This is a genomic window from Xanthomonas sp. WHRI 6108 (assembly GCF_040202385.2).
GTDB classification, from domain to species: domain Bacteria; phylum Pseudomonadota; class Gammaproteobacteria; order Xanthomonadales; family Xanthomonadaceae; genus Xanthomonas; species Xanthomonas arboricola.
Window position 1 is genome coordinate 2,742,000 of record NZ_CP168198.1, and the last position, 22,656, is coordinate 2,764,655.

The following is a 22,656-nucleotide window of genomic DNA, read 5'->3' on the forward strand; positions in this document are numbered from 1 at the left end:
TGATGTCATCCGTCATCAAAGTGTTGACACTTTAGATTTTGATCGTAATCTTTGTCAACCACTGATTCCGAGCACCGCCAATGACCCACCCTTTGCTGTTCGAACCCTATGCACTGGGCGCGCTGACCCTGGCCAACCGCATCGTGATGGCCCCGCTGACCCGCAACCGTGCGGGCGCCGGCCTGGTGCCGAGCGCACTGGCGGCCACCTACTACGCCCAACGCGCCTCGGCCGGCCTGCTGATCACCGAGGCCACCCAGATCTCGCCGCAGGCCCAGGGCTATCAGGACACCCCCGGCCTGTACACGCCCGAGCAGATCGCCGGCTGGCGTGCAGTCACCGACGCCGTGCATGCCAAGGGCGGGCGCATCTTCGTGCAGCTGTGGCATGTGGGCCGGGTGTCGCACGTCGACCTGCAGCCGGGCGGCGCCGCACCGGTTGCGCCGTCGGCGATCCGCGCGGCGACCAAGGTGTTCGTCAACAACGGCTTTGCCGATGTCTCCGAACCACGCGCGCTTGAGCTGCACGAACTGCCGGGCATCGTCGACGACTTCCGCCAGGCAGCGGCCAACGCGATTGCCGCCGGCTTCGATGGCGTCGAAATCCACGGCGCCAACGGCTACCTGCTGGAGCAATTCATCAAGGACGGCGCCAACCAGCGCACCGATGCCTACGGCGGCTCGATCGAAAACCGCGCGCGCCTGTTGCTGGAAGTGGTGGCCGCCGTAAGCAAGGAAATCGGTGCCGATCGCACTGGCGTGCGCATCTCGCCGGTGTCGCCGGCAAGCGGCATTTCCGGCAGCGAACCGCAGCCGCACTACGACTACATCGCCGAGCAGCTCGATGCGCTGGGCATCGTCTACCTGCACGTGGTCGAAGGTGCGACCGGCGGCCCGCGCGACGCGGCCCCGTTCGACTATGCCGCGCTGCGCAGCAAGTTCACCCGTACCTATCTGGCCAACAACGGCTACGACCTGGAACTGGCCAACGCCCAGTTGCGCGCAGGCAACGTCGACCTGGTGGCCTTCGGCCGCCCGTTCATCAGCAACCCCGATCTTGTCGAACGTCTGCACACCGGCGCAGCGCTGGCGCCGTTGAATCCGGCCACGCTCTACGGCGGTGGCGCCGAAGGTTATATCGACTACCCGTCCCTCGCCGGCTGAGGCTGTCTCGCCTGGCGTCTTTCATCCACTGTCATCAAGGAATTCTGCATGTCCACACTTCCCGCTGTCCTCATCACTGGCGCCTCCACCGGTATCGGCGCCGTCTACGCCGAGCGCTTTGCGCAACGTGGCCACAACCTGGTGCTGGTCGCACGCGACAAGGCCCGCCTGGATGCGCTGGCGGCGCGTCTGCACGCTGCACATGGCGTCAACGTCGACGTGCTGCAGGCCGACCTGACCCAGCCCGCCGACCTGACCGCAGTGGAAGCCCGCCTGCGCGATGACGCGCAGATCGGCATCCTGATCAACAACGCCGGCATGGCGCAGTCCGGCGGCATCCTGCAGCAGAACGCCGAGGCAATCGACCGCCTGCTGGCGCTCAATGTCACCGCGTTGACCCGCCTGTCTGCCGCGGTTGCGCCGCGCTTTGCGCAGTCCGGCAGCGGCGCGATCGTCAACCTCGGCTCGGTGGTGGGCTTCGCTCCCGAATTCGGCATGAGCGTCTACGGCGCCACCAAGGCCTTCGTGCTGTTCCTGTCGCAGGGGCTGCACCTGGAGCTGGGCCCCAAGGGCGTCTATGTGCAAGCCGTGCTGCCGGCCGGTACGCGCACCGAGATCTGGGGGCGTGCCGGTATCGACGTCAACACGCTCAGCGATCTGATGGACGTGGGCGAACTGGTCGATGCCGCGCTGGTTGGTTTTGATCGCCGCGAACTGGTCACCATCCCGCCACTGCACGTGGCCGAACGTTGGGACGCACTGGATGGCGCGCGCCAGGGGCTGCTGTCTGACATCCGCCAGGCCACCGCCGCCGAGCGCTATCAGCCGGCGGCCTGACCGGCCCGGCGGCGCAACCGCCCGCAGCGCTTGCCACGGTGAGCGCTGCGGGCCTGCGCTGATGTGTCGCGCATTCGCCCTGCTGCATGGATGCGTCGATGCAAACCGCCCACATGGCGATCAGGCGGCAGGCACGCAGTTGCCAGCGCACAGGTGAAGGCGGCCGGGGATCGCATCGCGCCCGGCCACGCATCCAGACAACGACAGCAGTGGACCCGAACCAGATGAAAGCACTCACCTTCAAACGCTATGGCAAATCTCCCGATATCGGCTTCAGCGAGCGCGCCCGCCCGACGCTGCAGCCCGACGAACTGCTGGTCGAGGTGCATGCCGCTGGCGTGAATCCGATCGACAACATGATTCCCACCGGCATCTTCAAACCCGTGGTGAAGTTCGAGCTGCCCGCCACGCTGGGCAGCGACGTGGCCGGGATCGTCATCGATGTCGGCAGCCGCGTCACCCGCTTCAAGCGGGGCGATGCGATTTTTGCCAGCGTGTTCGATCTTGGCCGCGGCACCATCGCCGAGTATGTCGCGGTACCGGAAAGCGCCGCAGCGCTGAAGCCGGCCAATCTGGATTTTGTGCAGGCGGCATCGCTGCCGATGGTCGCGCTCACGTCCTGGCAGGCCCTGAAGGAACGTGCCGACCTGCAGCCTGGCCAGAAGCTGTTCATTCCCGCCGGTTCCGGCGGTATCGGCACCATCGCCATCCAGTTGGCAAAACACCTCGGCGCCACCGTCGGCACCACCACCAGCACCGGTAATGTCGCGCTGGTGAACAGCCTTGGCGCAGATGAGGTGGTCGACTACAGGCAACAGGACTTCGAGACCGTGCTGCGCGGCTACGACATCGCGCTTGGCACAATGCGGGGCGATACGATCGAAAAATCGCTCGCCATCCTCAAGCCCGGCGGCAGGATCGTGTCGCTGGTCGGGCCGCTGGATGCAGCCTTTGCCCGCGCACGCCGGTTGAATGTGGTGTTGCAATTCGTCTTCGCCATGATGAGCCGCAAGATCATCTGTCTAGCGAACAAGCACAACGTCGCCTACTCGTTCCTGTTCGTACGCCCCAATGGCACGCAGCTGGCCAAAATCGGCGAACTGCTCGAAGCCGAACGCATCCGCCCGGTCATCGACAAGGTGTTTGCGTTCGACCAGGCAAAGCAGGCGCTGGAGTATCTGGCGCAAGGCCGCGCCAAGGGCAAGGTGGTCGTCAAGATCAAGTAAGAAGCAGGATGCAGGGCACCCAATCTGCGGCTTGTCTGCAGGGCCCTTGGCGGCATTGTTGCCGCCAAGGAGCCTGCACGGGCGAATTCACGACGTGTCCCACGGGCGGTGAGGGCACCGCACGCTCGACTCACCAGCAAGCGTCGTTTGAGGTGCACAGCATCGAGCCCAAAGGCGGCTCTTTGATGCAAGCCAACGACGTTGCCGTCTGACCGCCGCGAGGATGATGACGAAGCACTTGCTCCGCCATCACCTCGCTGCACACGCTTACATCCCGTGCGCCGCCAGCTGCCCGAGACGCTGCACTGCGACCGATACGGTCGGGTAGTCCAGGGTCTTCTGCTCGGCCACATCGGCGAGCATGGCCAGGGTGAAGCGCAGGCTGGAATCGTCGCGTGCCAGCCAATTGGCCACCTTGTCCTCGGCGCTGCTGCCGGGCAGGGTCAGCACCTGCGCCACCAGTGCGCGTTGATGCGCGGCCAGCTCGTCGCGCAGTACACCACGTGCCACCGCGTGCCAGCGGCCGTTGACCTCCAGCGCGTCGATCTGCTCAAACAACCACGGCAAACGCAGCGCTTCGCCCAGGCGGAAATGCACCTTGGACACGTCCACCGGCTTGAGCTTGCGGGTGCGCGCGGTTTCGATGATGTCGAAGGCCGGTTCCAGGTAACGCAGCTCGCACAGCTGCTGCGCAAGTTGCGGCGGCAGGCCCTTGTCCTGCCATTCCTGCACGCTGGCTTCGTACTGCGGACGCTGCGCATCCGAAAGCACGCCCGAAGCGACACGGATGTCGTTGAACGGGCCGTGGTAACGCTCCACCGCCGCGGTGATGCCCGGCATCTGGCCCGGACGCAACAACAGCCAACGCACGAACGAGCGCTGCAGGCGCCAGATCACTTCCAGCGCATCGATCTGCACCGACTCGGGTACCTTGCCGTCCAATGCGTCGATCTGCGTCCACAGCGCGCGTGCATCCAGCGTCTCGCGGCTGATGGTGTAGGCCTTGGCGACCTCGGCGATACTGCGGCCGGTGTCTTCCTGCATGCGCATCAGGAAGGTGGCGCCCATGCGGTTGATGGTGGTGTTGGTCACCGCGGTGGCGATGATCTCGCGCTTGAGGCGGTGACGCTCCATCGCATCGGCGTACTTTTTCTGCAGCGGCTGCGGGAAGTAGCGCTGCAATTCCTTGGACAGATACGGGTCTTCCGGAATATCCGATTCCAGCAGCTGCTGGAACGCCACCAGCTTGGAATACGACAACAGCACCGACAGCTCCGGGCGCGACAAGCCCTGCCCGCGTGCCTTGCGTGCGGACAGTTCGGCATCGGAGGGCAGGAACTCGATCTGGCGATCGAGCAGGCCCTGCAATTCCAGCGTGCGGATGAAGTGCTGCTTGGAGCCGAGACGTTTGACGCTCATCCGCTCCATCAGGCTGATCGCCTGGTTCTGGCGGTAGTTGTCCCACAACACCAGGTCGGCCACTTCGTCGGTCATCGACGCGAGCAATGTGTTGCGCGCGTCGTAGGTGAGCTTCTTGGCCTGCACCATGTCGTTGAGCAGGATCTTGATGTTCACCTCGTGATCGGAGGTGTCCACGCCGGCCGAGTTGTCGATGAAGTCGGTGTTGAGCAGCACCCCGGTCTGCGCGGCCTCGATGCGGCCGAGCTGGGTCAGGCCCAGGTTGCCACCCTCGCCTACTACCTTGCAGCGCAGCTCGCCGCCATTGACGCGCAGGCCGTTGTTGGCGCGGTCGCCCACATCGGCGTGCGACTCGCTGGACGCCTTGACGTAGGTGCCGATGCCGCCATTCCAGAACAGGTCCACCGGGGCCTTGAGGATGGCGTTCATCAGCTCGTTGGGCGAGAGCTGCTTGACGTTGGATTCCAGGCCCAGGACCTCGCGCACCGGCGCGCTGATGTCGATGGATTTGAGCGTGCGCGGATAGATGCCGCCGCCGGCGCTGATCAGCTTGGCCTCGTAGTCGGCCCAGCTGGAACGCGGCAGCTTGAACAGGCGCTCGCGCTCGGCGAACGAGGCAGCTGCATCCGGATTGGGATCCAGGAAGATATGCCGGTGATCGAACGCGGCCAGCAGGCGGATATGCCGCGACAACAGCATGCCGTTGCCGAACACGTCGCCGGACATGTCGCCGATGCCGACCACGCTGAAATCCTGGCTCTGGCAGTCGCGCCCCATCGCACGGAAGTGGCGCTTGACCGACTCCCACGCACCGCGCGCGGTGATGCCCATGCCCTTGTGGTCGTAACCGACCGAACCGCCGGAAGCGAACGCATCGCCCAGCCAGAAGCCGTGGTCCAGCGCCAGCCCGTTGGCGATGTCGGAGAACGTGGCGGTGCCCTTGTCGGCCGCGACCACCAGGTACGGATCATCCTGGTCGTGACGCACCACCTGCGGCGGCGGCACGATCTTGCCGCCGACGATGTTGTCGGTGATGTCGAGCAGGCTCTGGATGAACAGCTTGTAGCAGGCGATGCCTTCGGCCTGGATCGCATCGCGGTCGCCGCCGACCGGCGAGCGCTTGACGTAGAAACCGCCCTTGGCGCCGACCGGCACGATGACGGTGTTCTTGACCATCTGCGCCTTGACCAGGCCCAGCACCTCGGTGCGGAAATCCTCGCGCCGGTCCGACCAGCGCAGGCCACCACGCGCCACCGCGCCGAAGCGCAGGTGCACGCCTTCCACCCGCGGGCTGTAGACGAAGATCTCGCGGTACGGGCGCGGCTTGGGCAGGTCCGGCACGATCGAAGAATCCAGCTTGAAGCTGATGCAGTGGCCGTGCTTGCCGCTCTTGTCGGTCTGGTAATAGTTGGTGCGCAGCGTGGCGTCGATCACACCGATGAAGCTGCGCAGGATGCGGTCCTCGTCCAGGCTGGAGACGCGATCCATCAACTTCAGCAGCGTGGCGCGGGTGGCTTCCTGCTGCGCATCGCGGTCGCTGCCGCGCGCCTGCAACACCGGCTCCAGGGCCTTGAGCGTGGCCTCGTCGTCACCGGCCAGCACCGACAGTTCCTCGCGCAGGCGTTCCTGCCCGGCAAAGATCTGCGCCTTGGTCTCGCTGCCGGTGGCCGGATCGAAGCGCGCTTCGAACAGTTCCACCAGCAGGCGCGCCAGCAGCGGGTAACGGGTGAACGTCGCCTCGACATAGGCCTGCGAGAACGGCACCGCGGTCTGCAGCAGATACTTGCAGTAGCCGCGCAGCAGCGCGACCTGGCGCCAGTGCAGGCCGGCGGCCAGGATCAGGCGATTGAAGCCGTCGTTTTCGGCATCGCCGCTCCAGATCCGCTCGAAGGCTTCGCCGAAGCCAGCGTCGGCATTGGCTGCGTTGATCTTGCCGGAGGTCGATTCGACCTCGAAATCCTGGATGTAGACCGGCGTCTCGCCGACCTGCAGCCGGTACGGCCGCTCGGAGATCACCCGCAGGCCCATGTTCTCCATCATCGGCATCGCGTCGGACAACGGGATGTCGTCGAGCTGGCGATACAGCTTCAGGCGCAGGCCCTCGCCGGCGTCCAGCCGCACGCCGTCGTCGCGACGGATCTCCTGCAGGCTCAGGTGCAGATCGTCCGGGCCGTCCAGTGCGGCCAGATGCTCGACGTCGGACACCGCCGATTCGATCGACGAGTCCTCGATATAGCCGGCCGGCAGCGCACGCCCGAAGTTGGCGGCCATGCGCAGGCCATTGACCTCGCCATGCCGCGCCACCAGTGCCTCGCGCAGGGCATCGCGCCAGTTGCGCAGCAGATGCGCCAGCCGCGCCTCAAGTTCGGTGGTGTTGAATTCCAGCGCCTCGCCACTCTTGGGTCGCACGATCAGGTGCAGCTGCGCCAGCGGCGACTCGCCCAGCACCACGCTGGAATCGATGTATTCGCCGTGCAGCGCGTCCTTGAGCAAGGCCTCGATGCGCAGCCGCACATCGGTGTTGAAGCGCTCGCGCGGGATGTACACCAGCGCGGAGATGAAGCGGCTGTACTTGTCGCGGCGCAGGAACATGCGGCTGCGCACGCGCTCCTGCAGGCCGAGGATGCCGATCGCGGTGCGATACAGCTCTTCCTCGTTGGACTGGAACAGCTCCTCGCGTGGCAGCGTCTCAAGAATGTGCCGCAACGCCTTGCCGCTGTGGCTGCTCGGGGTCAGCCCCGACTTGCTCATCACGTATTCGTGGCGCTGGCGCACCAGCGGGATTTCCCACGGGCGGCGGTTGTAGGCGCTGGAGGTGAACAGGCCCAGGAAGCGCTGCTCGCCGACGATGCGGCCCTTGGCATCGAATTCCAGGATGCCGATGTAATCCATGTAGCCGACCCGATGCACGCGCGAGCGCGCATTGGTCTTGGTCAGGATCAGCGCATCCTTGAGCTTGGCCGAGGTGTTCAGGCCGTGCGCCGCCAGCGTGGTCACCGGGCGCGCCGGCGAGGTGTCGCGGCCGCGCATCAGGCCCAGGCCGGTTTCTTCCACCGGCGCCAGCACGTCCTGGCCGTCCTGCTTCTCCACGCGGTACTCGCGATAGCCGAAGAAGGTGAAATGGTCGGCCGCCGCCCAGCGCAGGAACTCCTGCGCCTCGTGGCGGCTGATGTCGTCCATCGGCAGGCGGCGGGTGGCCAGGTCGTCGGCCAGCATCACCATCTTTTCGCGCATCGACGCCCAGTCGTGCACGATCGCGCGCACCTCGCCCAGCACCTTGCGCACCGCCGCTTCCACCTTGGGCATGTCCTCGGCGGGCTGGCGATCGATCTCCAGCACCATCAGCGACTCGCTCTTGCCCTCGCCCACCGCGGTCAGCTTGCCGGCCTTGTCGCGCGCGATGCGCAGCACCGGGTGGCCGAGCACGTGCACGCCGATGCCCAGGTCCGACAGCGTCATGCTCACCGAGTCCACCAGGAACGGCATGTCGTCGTTGACGATCTGCAGCAGCGTGTGCGGCGATTCGTAACCGTGGCTCTTCAGGGTCGGGTTGAACACCCGCACATTGACCGTGCCGGCCTTGCGCGTGCGCGCAAATTCCAGCATGTCCGCCGCCAGGGCCGCCCACTGTTCGGCCGGGTGGTTGGGGAACTCGTCCTCTTCCATGCGCCGGTAGAAGTCGGCGGCGAACAACTGCACCTCGGACTGGCGGGCGGCCGGGTAGCGCTTGCGCAACGCGGCAAACACCGGCTCCAGGGTGACCGCCTGCGGCGCGGTGGCAAGCACGGGGACGGCATGGTCGGCGACCGGTTTGACCGACGTCGTGGACGATTTCGAAGCAGCTTTCTTGGCTGTCATGAGAGCGCTGGGATGCTCGGTGGAAAACCTGAATTGTACCGGCGCCGGATGAAGACGCCTTGCTGCATAGCGCAAAATCCTGATCGGACGCCCGACCCCGGCGCGGCGCAAAAGCACTACCCGACTGTAATTCCTGCAGCGGCGCCGGATTGGCGCCTGCATGGCCAGCCGCCAGACCGCCACAGCCGGCAAAGTCCGGCAGGGCGCTTGGGCCACAAGGCGTTGCGCAGACAGAACTGCGACCGTCAAGCCTGTTTAAAAACTAAACTGGACGGTATAGTCTACCGCCATGACCCCCCGTTCCCACCGTGCTGCCCGGCGCTCGGACTGCGATCGCCGCATCCATGCGGCTGTGCATGCGTTGCTTGCCGAGCGCGGCATGCGGCTGAGCATGGACGCGGTGGCCGAGCGCGCGGGCTGCTCCAAGCAGACGCTCTATAGTTATTACGGTTGTAAAGAAAACCTGCTGCGCGATGTCCTTCAGGACCATGTGCACCTGGCCACGGTGCCGCTGGGCACCGCCTCGGGCGAGTTGCGCGAGGATCTGCTGGCCTTCGCACTGGCCCACCTTGACCGCCTGAACCGCCCGGATGTGTTACAGACCTGCCGGTTGGTGGAAGCCGAATCGCACCGGTTCCCTGATCAGTCGCAGCAGATCTTCCAGGACGGGGTCGTCGGCATGCAGCAGCGCCTGGCGCAGCGCTTTGAGCAAGCGATGCAGGCCGGCCAGCTGCGCCATGACGATCCGCACTGTATGGCCGAACTGCTGTTGAGCATGATCGTCGGTCTGGATTTCGACCGGCAACGCTTTCAGGTTCCCCACCGCGCCGGCCTTCCCGCCAGGCAGCAGTGGGCGCAATTCGCTGTCGACACCTTCCTGCGCGCATTTGCCGCGGTCGCTGCCACGCCTTCGCTGTCCCCGCTTTCCTTTCTCACTTCAAGACCCTAACGGAGTTCCTCCTGATGATCGCCCCGCTCCGCACATTCGGCCTGGCCTGTGCCATCACCCTGGCGCTGGCTGCCTGCAGCAAGCCCGAACAACAGCAGGCGCCGCCGCCGCCGGAAGTGTCGGTGCTGGAAATGAAGCCGCAGACCCTGCCGCTGGAACGCGACCTGGTCGGCCGGCTGTCGGCGTTCCGCTCGGCCGACGTGCGTGCGCGCGTGGACGGCGTGCTGCTCAAGCGCCTGTACACCGAAGGCACCGACGTCAAGGAAGGCCAGCCGCTGTTCGAGATCGACCCGGCGCCGCTGAAGGCCACGCTGCTGCAGGCGCAAGGGCAGCTGGCCGCCGCCCAGGCGACCTACGCCAATGCCCAGGTCGCCGCCAAGCGCGCGCGCAGCCTGGCTCCGCAGCAATACGTGTCGCGTGCCGACATCGACAATGCCGAAGCCACCGAGCGCTCCTCCGGCGCCAACGTGCAGCAGGCACGCGGCCAAGTCGAGTCCGCCCGCATCCAGCTCGGCTTTGCCAGCGTCACCTCGCCGATCACCGGCCGCGCCGGCATCCAGCGCGTGACCGAAGGTGCGCTGGTGGGCGCCGGTGAGGCGACCCTGCTGACCACGGTCGACCAGATCGACCCGCTGTACGTGAACTTCGCGATGAGCAGCGAAGAACTGGCCGCCCTGCGCCAGGCCCAGAGCAGCGGCAACGTGCAGCTCAGCGGCGACGGCAAGTCCACCATCAACGTGGAACTGGGCAACGGCACGCAGTACCCGCACCCGGGTACGCTGGATGTGTCGGCGGTGACGGTGGACCCGAGCACCGGTGCGGTGTCGCTGCGCGCGACCCTGCCCAATCCGGAGCAGGCGCTGCTGCCGGGCGCGTTCGTGACCTTCAAGGCCAGCCTTGGCCAGCGCAACAACGCCTACCTGGTGCCGCAGCAGGCCGTGCAGCGCGATGCCACCGGCGCCTACGCGCTGGTGCTGGGCAAGGACGGCAAGGTGGTGCGCAAGAATCTCACCGTCGATGGCCAGCAGAAGGGCCAGTGGATCGTCACCGCGGGCGTGACCCCGGGCGACCAGGTGATCGTCGACGGCGTGCAGAAGGCGAAGGAAGGCCAGCCGGCCAAGGGCGTGCCGTGGGATCCGAACAAGCCGGCGCAGGGTGGCCAGCCCGGCGCACCGGGCGCGGCTCCCGCCGCTGCCCAGGGCGGCGGCGCGCAGGCCGCACCGGCGGCCGACAAGGCCGATGCAGCGGCACCGGCCGCGCAGGAACAGTCCAAGCCGGACGCTGCGGCGCAGCCGGCCGACTCCCAGTCCAAGCAGCAGTAACGGAACCCGGACATGCCTAAGTTTTTCATCGAACACCCTGTCTTTGCCTGGGTGGTGGCGATCCTGATCTCGCTTGCGGGCGTGATCTCGATCCTGAATCTGGGTATCGAGTCGTACCCCACGATCGCCCCGCCGCAGGTCACCGTTACCGCCAACTTCCCCGGCGCCAGCGCCGATACCGCCGAAAAAGCGGTGACCCAGGTCATCGAGCAGCAGCTCACCGGTATCGACCACCTGCTGTACTTCAACTCGTCCTCGGCCGCCAACGGCCGCGTGACCATCACGCTGACCTTCGAAACCGGCACCGACGCGGATATCGCGCAGGTGCAGGTGCAGAACAAGGTGTCGCTGGCCACGCCGCGCCTGCCCTCGGAAGTCACCCAGCAGGGTGTGGTGGTGGCCAAGGCCAACGCCGGCTTCCTGATGGTGGCCGCGTTGCGCTCAGACAACCCGTCGATCAACCGCGACGCGCTCAACGACATCGTCGGCTCGCGCGTGCTCGAGCAGATCTCGCGCGTGCCCGGCGTGGGCAGCACCAACCAGTTCGGCGCCGAGTACGCGATGAACATCTGGTTGAACCCGGAGAAGCTGCAGGGCTACAACCTGTCGGCCACCCAGGTGCTGACCGCGGTGCGTAACCAGAACGTGCAGTTCGCGGCCGGTTCGGTGGGCGCCGACCCGACCCCGGAAGGCATCAGCTTCACCGCCACGGTCTCGGCCGAAGGACGCTTCAGCTCGCCGGACCAGTTCGAGAACATCATCCTGCGCACTGACAACAACGGCGCCACGGTGCGGTTGAAGGACGTCGCACGGGTCACCGTGGGGCCGAGCAATTACGGCTTCGACACCCAGTACAACGGCAAGCCCACCGGCGCCTTCGGTATCCAGCTGTTGCCGGGTGCCAACGCCCTGAACGTCTCCGAGGCGGTCGGTGCCAAGCTCGACGAACTGCAGCCGACCTTCCCGCAGGGCGTGACCTGGTTTGCGCCGTACGAATCGACCACCTTCGTGCGCATCTCCATCGAGGAAGTGATCCACACGCTGGTGGAAGCCATCGTGCTGGTGTTCCTGGTGATGCTGCTGTTCCTGCAGAACTTCCGCGCCACCGTGATTCCCACGCTGGTGATTCCGGTCGCGCTGCTGGGCACGTTCTTCGGCATGTACATGATCGGCTTCACCATCAACCAGCTGACGCTGTTTGCGATGGTGCTGGCGATCGGCATCGTGGTCGACGACGCGATCGTGGTGATCGAGAACGTCGAACGCATCATGAGCGAGGAACACCTGGAGCCGAAGGCGGCCACCCAGAAGGCGATGACCCAGATCACCGGCGCGGTGGTGGCCATCACCGTGGTGCTGGCGGCGGTGTTCATCCCCTCCTCGCTGCAACCGGGCGCTTCGGGCGCGATCTACAAGCAGTTCGCCTTGACCATCGCCATGTCGATGGGGTTCTCCGCGTTCCTGGCGCTGAGCTTCACCCCGGCGCTGTGCGGCGCGTTCCTCAAGTCGACCCATTCGACCAAGAAGAACTGGATCTACCGCACCTTCGACAAGTACTACGACAAGCTGGCGCATCGCTATGTCGGCGTGGTCGGCCACACCCTCAAGCGCTCGCCGCCGTGGATGATCGTGTTCGTGGTGCTGGTGGTGCTGTGCGGCTTCCTGTTCACCCGCATGCCGGGCAGCTTCCTGCCGGAAGAAGACCAGGGCTTTGCAGTGGCCATCGTGCAGCTGCCGCCGGGCGCGACCAAGATCCGCACCAACGAGGCCTTCGCGCAGATGCGTGCGGTGCTGGAGAAGCAGCCGGCCGTGGAAGGCATGCTGCAGATCGCCGGCTTCAGCTTCCTGGGTTCGGGCGAAAACGTCGGCATGGGCTTCATCCGGCTCAAGCCGTGGGAAGAGCGTGACGTCACTGCCGAGCAGTTGATCCAGCAGCTCAACGGCGCCTTCTACGGCATCAAGGGCGCGCAGATCTTCGTGGTCAACCTGCCCACCGTGCAGGGCCTGGGCCAGTTCGGCGGCTTCGACATGTGGCTGCAGGACCGCTCCGGCGCAGGCCAGCAAGCTTTGACCCAGGCGCGCAACATCGTGCTGGGCAAGGCGGCGGAAAAGCAGGACACCATGGTGGGCGTGCGCCCGAATGGCCTGGAAGACGCGCCGCAGCTGCAACTGCACGTGGACCGTGTGCAGGCGCAGTCGATGGGCCTGGACGTCAGCGACGTCTACAGCTCGATCCAGCTGATGCTGGCGCCTGTCTACATCAACGACTACTTTTCCGAAGGCCGCATCAAGCGCGTCAACATCCGTGCCGACGACCAGTTCCGTACCGGCCCGGAGTCGCTGCGCAGCTTCTTCAGCCCCAGCGCCACAGCCACCGGTGCCGATGGTCAGCCGGGGATGATTCCGCTGAGCAATGTGGTCAAGGCCGACTGGACCTACGCCTCGCCGGCACTGAACCGCTACAACGGCTATTCGGCGGTGAATATCGTCGGCAACCCGGCGCCGGGCGGCAGCTCCGGCCAGGCGATGACCGCGATGGAGGAGATCGTCAACAACGACCTGCCGCCGGGCTTCGGTTTCGACTGGAGCGGCATGTCGTACCAGGAAATCATTGCCGGTAATGCGGCCACGCTGTTGCTGGCGTTGTCGGTGGTGGTGGTGTTCCTGTGCCTGGCCGCGCTCTACGAGAGCTGGTCGATTCCGGTGGCGGTGCTGATGGTGGTGCCGATCGGTGTGCTGGGTGCGATCACCTTCTCGATGCTGCGCGGCCTGCCGAACGATCTGTACTTCAAGATCGGCATGATCACCGTGATCGGCCTGGCGGCGAAGAATGCGATCCTGATCGTGGAGTTCGCGGTGGAGCAGCGTGCGGCAGGCAAGACGCTGCGCGAGGCGACGCTGGAAGCGGCGCATCTGCGCTTCCGCCCGATCCTGATGACCTCGTTCGCCTTCATCCTGGGTGTGCTGCCGCTGGCCATCTCCACCGGTGCCGGCGCCAACTCGCGTCACTCCATCGGTACCGGCGTGATCGGCGGCATGGTGTTCGCCACCGTGCTCGGCGTGATCTTCATTCCGCTGTTCTTCGTGGTGGTGCGCCGCATGCTGGGCGACAAGCTGGACGAACAGTCCAAGGAATACCTGCTCGCGCAGAACGACTCGGGCCCGCATCGTCCGGATCGCTGATCCCGGACATGGCGCAGAACGAAAAGCCCCGGCAGTGCCGGGGCTTTTTTTTGGCTGCGCTGCAGTCATGTCTCGTAGGAGCGCACCCGGGCGCGATGGGCCTCACCGGTAACGCCCGTCGCGCCCGGGTGCGCTCCTACGGAGTGGCGGGGATTGGTGACATGGCGTGCTTCGACAGGACCCGCACAGCGCGATCCGCAACGAACGCCACGCCGTCGTAGGAGCGCACCTGGGCGCGATAGGCCTCACCGGTAACGCCCGTCGCGCCCGGGTGCGCTCCTACGGAGTGGCGGGGATTGGTGACATGGCGTGCTTCGACAGGACCCGCACAGCGCGATCCGCGACAACCGCCATGCCGTCGTAGGAGCGCACCTGGGCGCGATAGGCCCCACCGGTAACGCCCGTCGCGCCCGGGTGCGCTCCTACGGAGTGGCGGGGATTGGTGACATGGCGTGCTTCGACAGGACCCGCACAGCGCGATCCGCAACGAACGCCACGCCGTCGTAGGAGCGCACCTGGGCGCGATAGGCCTCACCGGTAACGCCCGTCGCGCCCGGGTGCGCTCCTACGACGAGGGCGGCTAGGTGCGCGGGCGTGCGCCGGTAGAGCCACGGACCACGCAGCGGCCGGTCATTACCATGCGGCGGATCGGCAGCTGCGGATTACTCAAACGCTCGAGCAGCAGCGACATCGCCGCGCGACCCATGTCTTCGACCGGTTGCTCGACCACGGTGATGCCCGGCTCGACCAGGTCGGTCCAGCGCTCGTTGTCGAAGCCGGCCAGCGCCAGGTCCTCGGGGATTCGCAGCCGGGCGGTGCGGGCGGCCTTGAGCGCGCCCATCAATAACAGGCTGTTACTGGTCACGATGGCGTCGGGGCGGTCAGCGCCGGCCAGCCATTGGCCGACTTCGGCGATCGCCGCTTCGGCGGTGGGCGCCACTTCGCGGTAGGCCGGCGTCAGCCCTGGCGCCGCCATCGCGGCCAGATAGCCGTTGCGACGCTCGGTTGCGGTGGTACTGGTGCCGAACAGCCCGCCGATGCGCCGATATCCCTGTGTCTGCAGATGCGCGACCAGCTCGCCCATGGCCGCGGCGTTGTCCAGCACCACGCTGTCGTAGCGGCTGCCGGGGCCGGCGCGGTCCACCAGCACGGTCGGGTAGTCCAGCACCAGCTCGTGCATGCGCCCGACCGTGCTGCGGGTCGGCGCGAAGATCAGCCCGGTGATGCGTTCTTCCTGCATCAATTGCAGGTACAGCGCCTCGCGCTCGGGGTCTTCGTCGGTATTGCACAGGGTCACGCGCATGCCGGCGCGGTAGGCCACTTCCTCCACCGCACGGATCAGCGCGGTGAAGTACGGGTTGCGGATGTCGGCGACGATCACCCCCAGGATGCCGGACTGCTGGGACCGCAGGCGCCGCGCCATCAGGTTGGGCCGGTAGCCGGTCTGGCGCACCGCCGCCTCGACCTTGGCCCGCACCTCCTCGCTGACCGGGCCGGTGCCCAGCGCGCGCGAGACCGTCGATTTGGAAACCCCGGCCACCCGGGCCACGTCATTGATGCTGATACTCACTGGGACCGTTCCCGCTCCATTTGCGCACCTGGGGCCAGGCGTCGTCTCTGATTCGATGCTAACCCGAAAGCACTACAACGTTTTTGTGCAGCGCACATTGACCTGGAACATGGGAACGTTCCCACTATACTGCCCAGCCCGTCCCCACCCCCGGAGTCCGTCTTGTCCTCTCCGTCGCCAGCCGCCCCCGTCACCCCCGAACTTGTGCGCCTGCGGGCGCATGCCCGCGACAAGGATGACGCCATCGCGCAGGCCGCCCAGTTGCTGGTCGCCGCCGGCTGCGTGGCGCCGGGCTACGACGCCAGCATGCGGCGCCGCGAAGGCCTGGCGAACACCTTCCTCGGCCACGGCCTGGCGATCCCGCACGGCGTCGGCGAAGACCGCCACCTGGTGCGCCGCGACGGCATCGCGGTGCTGCAGTTGCCCGAGGGCGTGGAGTGGAACCCGGGACAGACCACCCGGCTGGTGGTCGGCATCGCCGCCCAGTCCGACACCCACATCACCTTGCTGCGCCGGCTGACCCGCCTGATCCAGGACCCGGCCCAGCTGGAAGCGCTGTTCACCACCGACGACCCCGGCGTGATCGTGGCGGCCTTGACCGGCGACCGCGCACCCGACAGCAACGCCGCGCCGGCCACCGACCTGGCCGAATCCTTCGAGTGGACCATCGCCTACCCCAGCGGCCTGCACGCCCGCCCGGCCACCCGTTGGGCCGAGACGGCGCGCGGTTTTTCGGCGCGCGCCCAGGTGCGCGCCGGCGACCAGGCCGCCGATGCCAAGAGCCTGGTCGGCCTGCTGCAATTGGGCCTGCGTGCCGGCGACAGCATCACCGTCTCGGCCGAAGGCACTGATGCGGGCGCGCTGCTCAAGCGCCTGCGCGCAGTGATGGACAGCCTGACCGCGCAGGAAAAGGCCGATGCCGAGCGTGCCGCGCAACGCCGCGCCGCCCCGGTGGCCGGCTGGACGCCGCCGCAGGCGCAACCGGCCATCGTCGGTATCGGCGCCAGCCCGGGCGTGGCGATCGGCATCGTGCACCGGCTGCGCGCGGCGCAGACCGAGGTGGCCGATCAACCGGTCGGCCTGGGCGATGGCGGCGCGCTGCTGCACGACGCGCTGACCCGCACCCGCCAGCAGCTGGCGGCGATCCAGGACGATACCCAGCGCCGGCTCGGCGCTTCGGACGCGGCGATCTTCAAGGCCCAGGCCGAACTGCTCAACGACACCGACCTGATCACCCGTACCTGCCAGCTGATGGTCGAAGGCCACGGCGTGGCGTGGTCCTGGCACCAGGCGGTGGAACAGATCGCCTCGGGCCTGGCCGCACTCGGCAACCCGGTGCTGGCCGGCCGCGCGGCCGACCTGCGCGACGTCGGCCGCCGCGTGCTGGCCCAGCTCGACCCGGCCGCCGCTGGCGCCGCCCTGACCGACCTGCCCGAGCAGCCCTGCATCCTGCTGGCCGGCGACCTGTCGCCGTCGGACACCGCCAACCTGGACACCGCACGCGTGCTCGGCCTGGCAACTGCCCAAGGCGGGCCGACCTCGCATACCGCGATCCTGTCACGCACGCTCGGCCTGCCGGCGCTGGTCGCGGCCGGCGGCCAACTCATGGATATCGAAGACGGCGTCACCGCCATCATCGACGGCAGCAGCGGGCGGCTGTACATCAACCCGTCCGAGCTGGACCTGGATGCGGCGCGCACGCATATCGCCGAGCAGCAGGCGACCCGCGAGCGCGAGGCCGCGCAGCGTGCATTGCCTGCCGAAACCAGCGACGGCCACCACATCGACATCGGCGCCAACGTCAACCTGCCCGACCAGGTCGCAATGGCGCTGACCCAGGGCGCCGAAGGCGTCGGCCTGATGCGCACCGAATTCCTGTTCCTGGAAAGCGGCAGCACGCCCAGCGAGGACGAGCAGCACGCGACCTACCTGGCGATGGCGCAGGCGCTGGATGGCCGCCCGCTGATCGTGCGCGCGCTGGACATCGGCGGCGACAAGCAGGTGGCGCATCTGGAGCTGCCGCACGAGGAAAACCCGTTCCTGGGCGTCCGCGGCGCACGCCTGCTGCTGCGTCGCCCGGACCTGCTCGAACCGCAGCTGCGTGCGCTGTACCGCGCCGCCAAGGACGGGGCGCGGCTGTCGATCATGTTCCCGATGATCACCTCGGTGCCGGAGCTGATCACCCTGCGCGCCATCTGCGCGCGCATCCGCGCCGAACTCGACGCGCCGGAGGTTCCGATCGGCATCATGATCGAGGTGCCCGCCGCCGCCGCGCAGGCCGACGTGCTGGCGCGCCATGCGGACTTCTTCTCGATCGGCACCAATGACCTGACCCAGTACGTGCTGGCGATCGACCGCCAGAACCCGGAGCTGGCCGCCGAAGCCGACAGCCTGCACCCGGCGGTGCTGCGCATGATCCGCAGCACGATCGAAGGTGCGCGCAAACACGACCGCTGGGTCGGCGTGTGCGGCGGCCTGGCCGGTGATCCGTTCGGCGCCAGCCTGCTGGCCGGCCTGGGCGTGCAGGAACTGTCGATGACGCCCAACGACATCCCGGCGGTCAAGGCACGCCTGCGCGGCACCGCGCTGAGCACGCTGCAACAGCTCGCCGAGCAGGCGCTGAACTGCGAAACCGCTGAACAGGTGCGCGCACTGGAAGCCCAGCGCGAGGGCCAGGCATGAACCTGCACGCCATCACGGTGACGCTGAACCCGGCGATCGACCAGACCATCCAGCTCGACAGCCTGCAGCCGGGTGCGGTGCATCGCGCCAGCAGCGTGCGCAACGATGCCGGCGGCAAGGGCATCAACGTGGCCGCCTGTCTGGCCGACTGGGGCAGCCAGGTCGCCGCGCTCGGCGTGCTCGGGGTCGGCAATGCCGGCGTGTTCGAGGCGCTGTTCCGCGAGCGCGGCATTGCCGATCACTGCCAGCGCGTGGCCGGCGAGACCCGTACCAACCTCAAGCTGGTCGAAGCGCGCAGCAACGACACCACCGACATCAACCTGCCCGGGCTGCGCCTGGGCCAGCCGCACCTGCAGGGCGTGGCCGATCACCTCGCCCCGCTGCTGCGCCCCGGCCTGCCGGTGGTGCTGTCGGGCAGCCTGCCGGCCGGCCTGCCGGACGACAGCTGGGCGCAGTTGCAGGCCCAGGCCAGCGCCGCCGGTGCGCGCGTGCTGCTGGACACCAGCGGCGCGCCGCTGGTGGCCGCGCTTGGTGCCGAACGCCAGGCGCTGCCGTACGCGGTCAAGCCGAACCGGCACGAACTGGAAGCCTGGACCGGTCGCCCGCTGAGCGACCGTGCCGCCCTCAGCGCCGCCGCGCACGAACTGATCGCGCGCGGCATCCAGCTGGTGGTCATTTCGATGGGGACCGAAGGCGCACTGTTCGTGCAGCGCGACCAGCGCCTGATCGCGCGTCCGCCGCGCCTGGCGCAGGGCAGCAGCGTGGGCGCCGGTGACGCGATGGTGGCCGGCCTGGCCGCCGCGCTGCTTGGCGAGTCCACCGATCTGGAAAGCTGCGCACGGCTGGCGACCGCGTTCTCGGTCAGCCGGCTGGAAAGCGGCGATGCGCGCCGGCTGAACCCGCAGCAGGTGCGCAAGCTCGCCGGCGAGATCGTCATCGACCCGCTCTCGTAGCACCACCGCCGGCGCGAACGCTGGCAGTGCCAGCGCAGCGCGCCGATGTTTGCGCAAGACACCACGTATCCCGCCGGCGCTTGCCGGCGACCGAACAACGCAGGAGATTTGCATGTCCTCTTCCATCGTGGTCATCGCCGCTGGCGACCGCAGCACCGAAGCCGTCCTGGCGGCCGAAGCGCTGCGCCGGGCGGCCGCCGCCGCCGGGCGCAGCGTGACGATCGAAATCCGCAGCGACCAGGGCGTGCTCGGCGCATTGCCGGACGAACTGGCCAGCGCCGCCAGCCAGGTGCTGGTGATCGGCGACGCCGATGCAGACACCGCCCGCTTCGGCGACGCGCAGCTGCTGCGCCTGAGCCTGGGCGCGGTACTGGACGACCCGGCCGCCGCGGTGAACCAGCTAGCCGCACCGGCTGCCGCCAATGCATCGGCTGCCGCAGCCAGCGCGGGCACCGGCAGCAAGCGCATCGTTGCGATCACCTCCTGCCCCACCGGCATCGCGCACACCTTCATGGCCGCCGAAGGCCTGCAGCAGGCCGCCAAGAAACTCGGCTACCAGATCCGCGTGGAAACCCAGGGTTCGGTCGGCGCGCAGGACGCCCTGACCGACGCGGAAATCCGCGACGCCGACCTGGTGCTGATCGCCGCCGATCGCGAAGTCGACCTGGCCCGTTTCGGCGGCAAGCGCCTGTTCAAGAGTGGCACCAAGCCGGCGATCAACGATGGCCCTGCCTTGATCCAGAAAGCGCTGGCCGAAGCCGGCGTGCACGGCGGCGCGGCGCCGGTCGCAGGCGCCGCCAAGGCCGAAAACACCGGCAACGGCCGCACCGGCGCCTACAAGCACCTGATGACCGGCGTGTCGTTCATGCTGCCCTTCGTCACCGCCGGCGGCCTGTTGATCGCGCTGGCATTCGCGCTCGGCGGCATCTATGCCGGCGACGATGCGCACCAGGGCACGCTGGCCTGGTCGCTGTTCCAGATCGGCGCCAAGGCCGGCTTCACCCTGATGGTGCCCGCGCTGGCCGGCTATATCGCCTACTCCATCGCCGACCGCCCCGGTATCGCGCCCGGCATGATCGGCGGGCTGGTCGCAGCCAACCTCAATGCCGGCTTCCTCGGCGGCATCATCGCCGGCTTCATCGCCGGCTACGGCGTGGCCGCGCTCAACCGCTACATCCGCCTGCCGCGCAACCTGGAAGGGCTCAAGCCGGTGCTGATCCTGCCGGTGCTGGGCACGCTGCTGGTCGGCCTGGCGATGATGTACGTGTTCGGTCAGCCGGTGGCCGACCTGCTGGCCTGGCTCACCGCCTGGCTGCGCGGCATGCAGGGCAGCAGCGCGCTGCTGCTGGGCCTGTTGCTCGGCGGCATGATGGCCTTCGACATGGGCGGGCCGGTCAACAAGGCCGCCTATGCGTTCTCCACCGGCCTGATCGCCAGCCAGGTCTATACCCCGATGGCCGCCGCCATGGTCGCCGGCATGACCCCGCCGCTGGGCATCGCGCTCGCCACCTGGGTGTTCCGCAACCGCTTCACCGTGGAAGAGCGCGGCTCGGCCACGGCCGCCGGCGTGCTCGGGCTGGCCTTCGTCACCGAAGGCGCCATCCCGTATGCCGCGCGCGACCCGCTGCGCACCATCCCGGCGCTGGTGATCGGCTCGGCCGTGGCCGGCGCCATCTCGATGACCGCCGGTGCCGAATTGAAGGCACCGCACGGCGGCATCTTCGTGCTGCTGATCCCCAACGCGGTGACCCACCTGCTCAATTACGTGCTGGCCCTGGTGGTCGGCGTGGTGGTCACCGCGGTGGCACTGCGCCTGCTCAAGAAGCCGGTGACCGACGTGGTCGCCTGACCTTCGGCCACCCCGCCACTGGCGCTTGCCGCCCGCGCATGCGCCACGCCTGATCGCCGCCCCGCTCCACCCCTGACTGGTTTCACCGCTGCGCTGCGCACCCTCGTGCGCGGCCAGCGGCTTGCCCATCCCCTAGCTGTCGCGTTCGCCACCCGGCCACGCCTTCCTTCGTTCGGAGTCCTGCCATGACCGTCCTCGCCCCCCGCCATGCCCGTCCCCGCCTGCTGTGCCTGTCGCTGGCACTGGCGCTGACCCCGCTCGCCCACGCGCAGGATGCCGCCGATGCCTTCAAGCTCAAGCTGGGTTACACCGGCGAAGCCGCCTCGATGATCGATGGCGGCCGCAAGAACGGCGACGCCTATGCCGGCCAGCTGATGGTCGGTACCGACGTCGACATGGACCGCCTGTTCGGCTGGGGCGGCGCCACCGTCAAGCTGTACGTCACCAACCGCCACGGCACCAACCTGGCCAACAGCAGCATCGGCAACAGCACCTCGGTGCAGGAGATCTACGGCGGCCAGGGCACGCGGCTGGCCAACTTCACCCTGCTGCAGAAACTGTTCGACGACCGCCTGGAACTGGAAGCCGGCCGCAGCGTGGCCAACATCCACTTCCTCGGCTCGGACCTGTGCCAGTACTTCCAGGGCAACTCGGCCTGCGGCAACCCCACCTTCGTGTTCCGCACCAGCAATTTCACCTACTGGCCGGTGTCCAGCTGGGCCGCGCATGCCACCGCCTGGGTCACGCCCAAGGTCTACGTGCATGTGGGCGCCTACGAGGTGAACCCGGTGCAGGCCCAGGACGGCCAGCACGGGCTGAAGTGGAGCACCGACGACACCACCGGCGTGGTGGTGCCTTACGCGGTCGGCTACAAGAACAAGGGCGGCGACGGCAGCATGGCCGCGATGTACGAACTGGGCGGCTGGCAGGACAACTCCGACTACACCGACCCGCTGCGCGACCGCAACGGCAACCCGGCCGTGCTCAGCGGCCTGGGCTACGAGAACAAGCAGGGCCGCTCGGGCCTGTTCGGTCGCTTCGAACAACAGGTCACCAACCCGGATCCGTCCGGCGCCCGCGGCCTGACCGTGTTCGGCGCCATCCTCAAGAGCACCGGCGGCCAGGCGATCGAGGACCACTTCGTGCAGCTCGGCCTGGTGCAGAAAGGCACCTTCGCCAGCCGCCCGCAGGACAACATTGCGTTTGTGATCACCCAGCAGAAGTACAGCGACGAGGCGATCGAAAACCTGCGTCTGGCGCGCGCCTCGGCCGGCGGCACCGGCACCCCGGCCGACAACCAGATCATGATGGAGCTCAGCTACGGCATCCAGGTCACCAAGCGCCTGCGCATCGCGCCGAACCTGCATTACGTGATCAACCCCGACCAGTTCAACGAACCGACCCGCACCAACGATCTGAAGAACGCGCTGATCGCGGGCATGCGGATCGACTGGAATCTGTAAGTCCGCGAGGATCGGTGCGTGCGTTGCAGGACGTTGCAGCACACTCACCTAGCTCGGTAGGAGCGCGCCTGAGCGCGATGAGGCATTTCCGATAAAGCCTCGTCGCGCTCTGGCGCGCTCCTACGACGCATTGCACTGCATGGCTGACCTGGTTTCGGCGGATTTAGCCAGCGCACTCGCCC

At 67.5% G+C, this 22,656-nt stretch carries 12 protein-coding genes; 10 read left to right on the forward strand and 2 right to left on the reverse strand.

Annotation, left to right across the window (positions count from 1 at the left end; translation table 11 throughout):
- Nucleotides 1-80 precede the first annotated feature (80 nt).
- From ABQ039_RS11510 to ABQ039_RS11520, 3 genes are all read left to right on the forward strand, one after another.
- Nucleotides 81-1,163, forward strand: a complete 1,083-nt coding sequence (locus ABQ039_RS11510; protein ID WP_349777731.1) for an alkene reductase — start codon at nucleotides 81-83, stop codon at nucleotides 1,161-1,163.
- A 48-nt stretch (nucleotides 1,164-1,211) separates the two neighbouring features.
- Nucleotides 1,212-2,000: an SDR family oxidoreductase gene (locus ABQ039_RS11515; RefSeq protein WP_349777730.1), complete on the forward strand. Its 789-nt coding sequence runs from the start codon at nucleotides 1,212-1,214 to the stop codon at nucleotides 1,998-2,000.
- 86 nt (nucleotides 2,001-2,086) lie between these two features.
- Nucleotides 2,087-3,226 carry an NADP-dependent oxidoreductase gene (locus ABQ039_RS11520; protein ID WP_349777729.1) on the forward strand — a complete coding sequence of 380 codons (1,140 nt, stop codon included), beginning with the start codon at nucleotides 2,087-2,089 and terminating at the stop codon, nucleotides 3,224-3,226.
- 267 nt (nucleotides 3,227-3,493) lie between these two features.
- On the opposite strand, the gene ABQ039_RS11525 is transcribed toward ABQ039_RS11520, so the two are convergent.
- Complete coding sequence (locus tag ABQ039_RS11525) at nucleotides 3,494-8,503, reverse strand: NAD-glutamate dehydrogenase domain-containing protein (RefSeq protein ID WP_349777728.1); 5,010 nt, start codon at nucleotides 8,501-8,503, stop codon at nucleotides 3,494-3,496.
- Between the two features lie 289 nt (nucleotides 8,504-8,792).
- On the opposite strand from ABQ039_RS11525, the gene ABQ039_RS11530 reads away from it, so the two are divergent.
- Genes ABQ039_RS11530 through ABQ039_RS11540 form a run of 3 tightly spaced genes read left to right on the forward strand, consistent with a single transcriptional unit; the run spans nucleotide 8,793 to nucleotide 13,957 of the window.
- A complete protein-coding gene (locus ABQ039_RS11530) occupies nucleotides 8,793-9,452 on the forward strand; it encodes a TetR/AcrR family transcriptional regulator (RefSeq protein WP_104568313.1) in 660 nt (219 codons plus the stop codon).
- Between the two features lie 14 nt (nucleotides 9,453-9,466).
- On the forward strand, nucleotides 9,467-10,774 hold the full coding sequence (locus ABQ039_RS11535; RefSeq protein WP_046343141.1) for an efflux RND transporter periplasmic adaptor subunit: 1,308 nt from the start codon (nucleotides 9,467-9,469) through the stop codon (nucleotides 10,772-10,774).
- A 12-nt stretch (nucleotides 10,775-10,786) separates the two neighbouring features.
- On the forward strand, nucleotides 10,787-13,957 hold the full coding sequence (locus tag ABQ039_RS11540; RefSeq protein ID WP_065031636.1) for a multidrug efflux RND transporter permease subunit: 3,171 nt from the start codon (nucleotides 10,787-10,789) through the stop codon (nucleotides 13,955-13,957).
- A 580-nt stretch (nucleotides 13,958-14,537) separates the two neighbouring features.
- Here the strand turns inward: ABQ039_RS11540 and ABQ039_RS11545 are convergent.
- Nucleotides 14,538-15,527 (reverse strand): LacI family DNA-binding transcriptional regulator, encoded by a 990-nt coding sequence (locus tag ABQ039_RS11545; RefSeq protein ID WP_184609299.1) that lies wholly within the window; start codon nucleotides 15,525-15,527, stop codon nucleotides 14,538-14,540.
- Nucleotides 15,528-15,689: 162 nt separating this feature from the next.
- Here ABQ039_RS11545 and ptsP point away from each other — a divergent pair, with 162 nt between their 5' ends.
- The 4 genes from ptsP (at nucleotide 15,690) to ABQ039_RS11565 (ending at nucleotide 22,474) form a co-directional block, all read left to right on the forward strand.
- A complete protein-coding gene (ptsP, locus tag ABQ039_RS11550) occupies nucleotides 15,690-18,209 on the forward strand; it encodes a phosphoenolpyruvate--protein phosphotransferase (protein WP_184609298.1) in 2,520 nt (839 codons plus the stop codon).
- Nucleotides 18,206-19,162: a 1-phosphofructokinase gene (gene pfkB, locus ABQ039_RS11555; RefSeq protein WP_126966033.1), complete on the forward strand. Its 957-nt coding sequence runs from the start codon at nucleotides 18,206-18,208 to the stop codon at nucleotides 19,160-19,162. Before ptsP ends, pfkB begins: the two co-directional genes overlap by 4 nt.
- Nucleotides 19,163-19,274: 112 nt before the next feature.
- Nucleotides 19,275-21,011, forward strand: coding sequence for a PTS fructose transporter subunit IIC (locus ABQ039_RS11560; RefSeq protein ID WP_184609296.1), 1,737 nt, complete (start codon nucleotides 19,275-19,277; stop codon nucleotides 21,009-21,011).
- A gap of 185 nt (nucleotides 21,012-21,196) precedes the next feature.
- A complete protein-coding gene (locus ABQ039_RS11565) occupies nucleotides 21,197-22,474 on the forward strand; it encodes a carbohydrate porin (RefSeq protein ID WP_161961456.1) in 1,278 nt (425 codons plus the stop codon).
- Nucleotides 22,475-22,656: the final 182 nt, after the last annotated feature.

Coding starts and splice junctions, on each gene's coding strand:
- ABQ039_RS11510 (WP_349777731.1), top strand. CDS start 81: ATGACCCACCCTTTGCTGTTCGAACCCTATGCACTGGGCGCGCTGACC.
- ABQ039_RS11515 (WP_349777730.1), top strand. CDS start 1,212: ATGTCCACACTTCCCGCTGTCCTCATCACTGGCGCCTCCACCGGTATC.
- ABQ039_RS11520 (WP_349777729.1), top strand. CDS start 2,087: ATGGATGCGTCGATGCAAACCGCCCACATGGCGATCAGGCGGCAGGCA.
- ABQ039_RS11525 (WP_349777728.1), bottom strand. CDS start 8,503: ATGACAGCCAAGAAAGCTGCTTCGAAATCGTCCACGACGTCGGTCAAA.
- ABQ039_RS11530 (WP_104568313.1), top strand. CDS start 8,793: ATGACCCCCCGTTCCCACCGTGCTGCCCGGCGCTCGGACTGCGATCGC.
- ABQ039_RS11535 (WP_046343141.1), top strand. CDS start 9,467: ATGATCGCCCCGCTCCGCACATTCGGCCTGGCCTGTGCCATCACCCTG.
- ABQ039_RS11540 (WP_065031636.1), top strand. CDS start 10,787: ATGCCTAAGTTTTTCATCGAACACCCTGTCTTTGCCTGGGTGGTGGCG.
- pfkB (WP_126966033.1), top strand. CDS start 18,206: ATGAACCTGCACGCCATCACGGTGACGCTGAACCCGGCGATCGACCAG.
- ABQ039_RS11560 (WP_184609296.1), top strand. CDS start 19,275: ATGTCCTCTTCCATCGTGGTCATCGCCGCTGGCGACCGCAGCACCGAA.
- ABQ039_RS11565 (WP_161961456.1), top strand. CDS start 21,197: ATGACCGTCCTCGCCCCCCGCCATGCCCGTCCCCGCCTGCTGTGCCTG.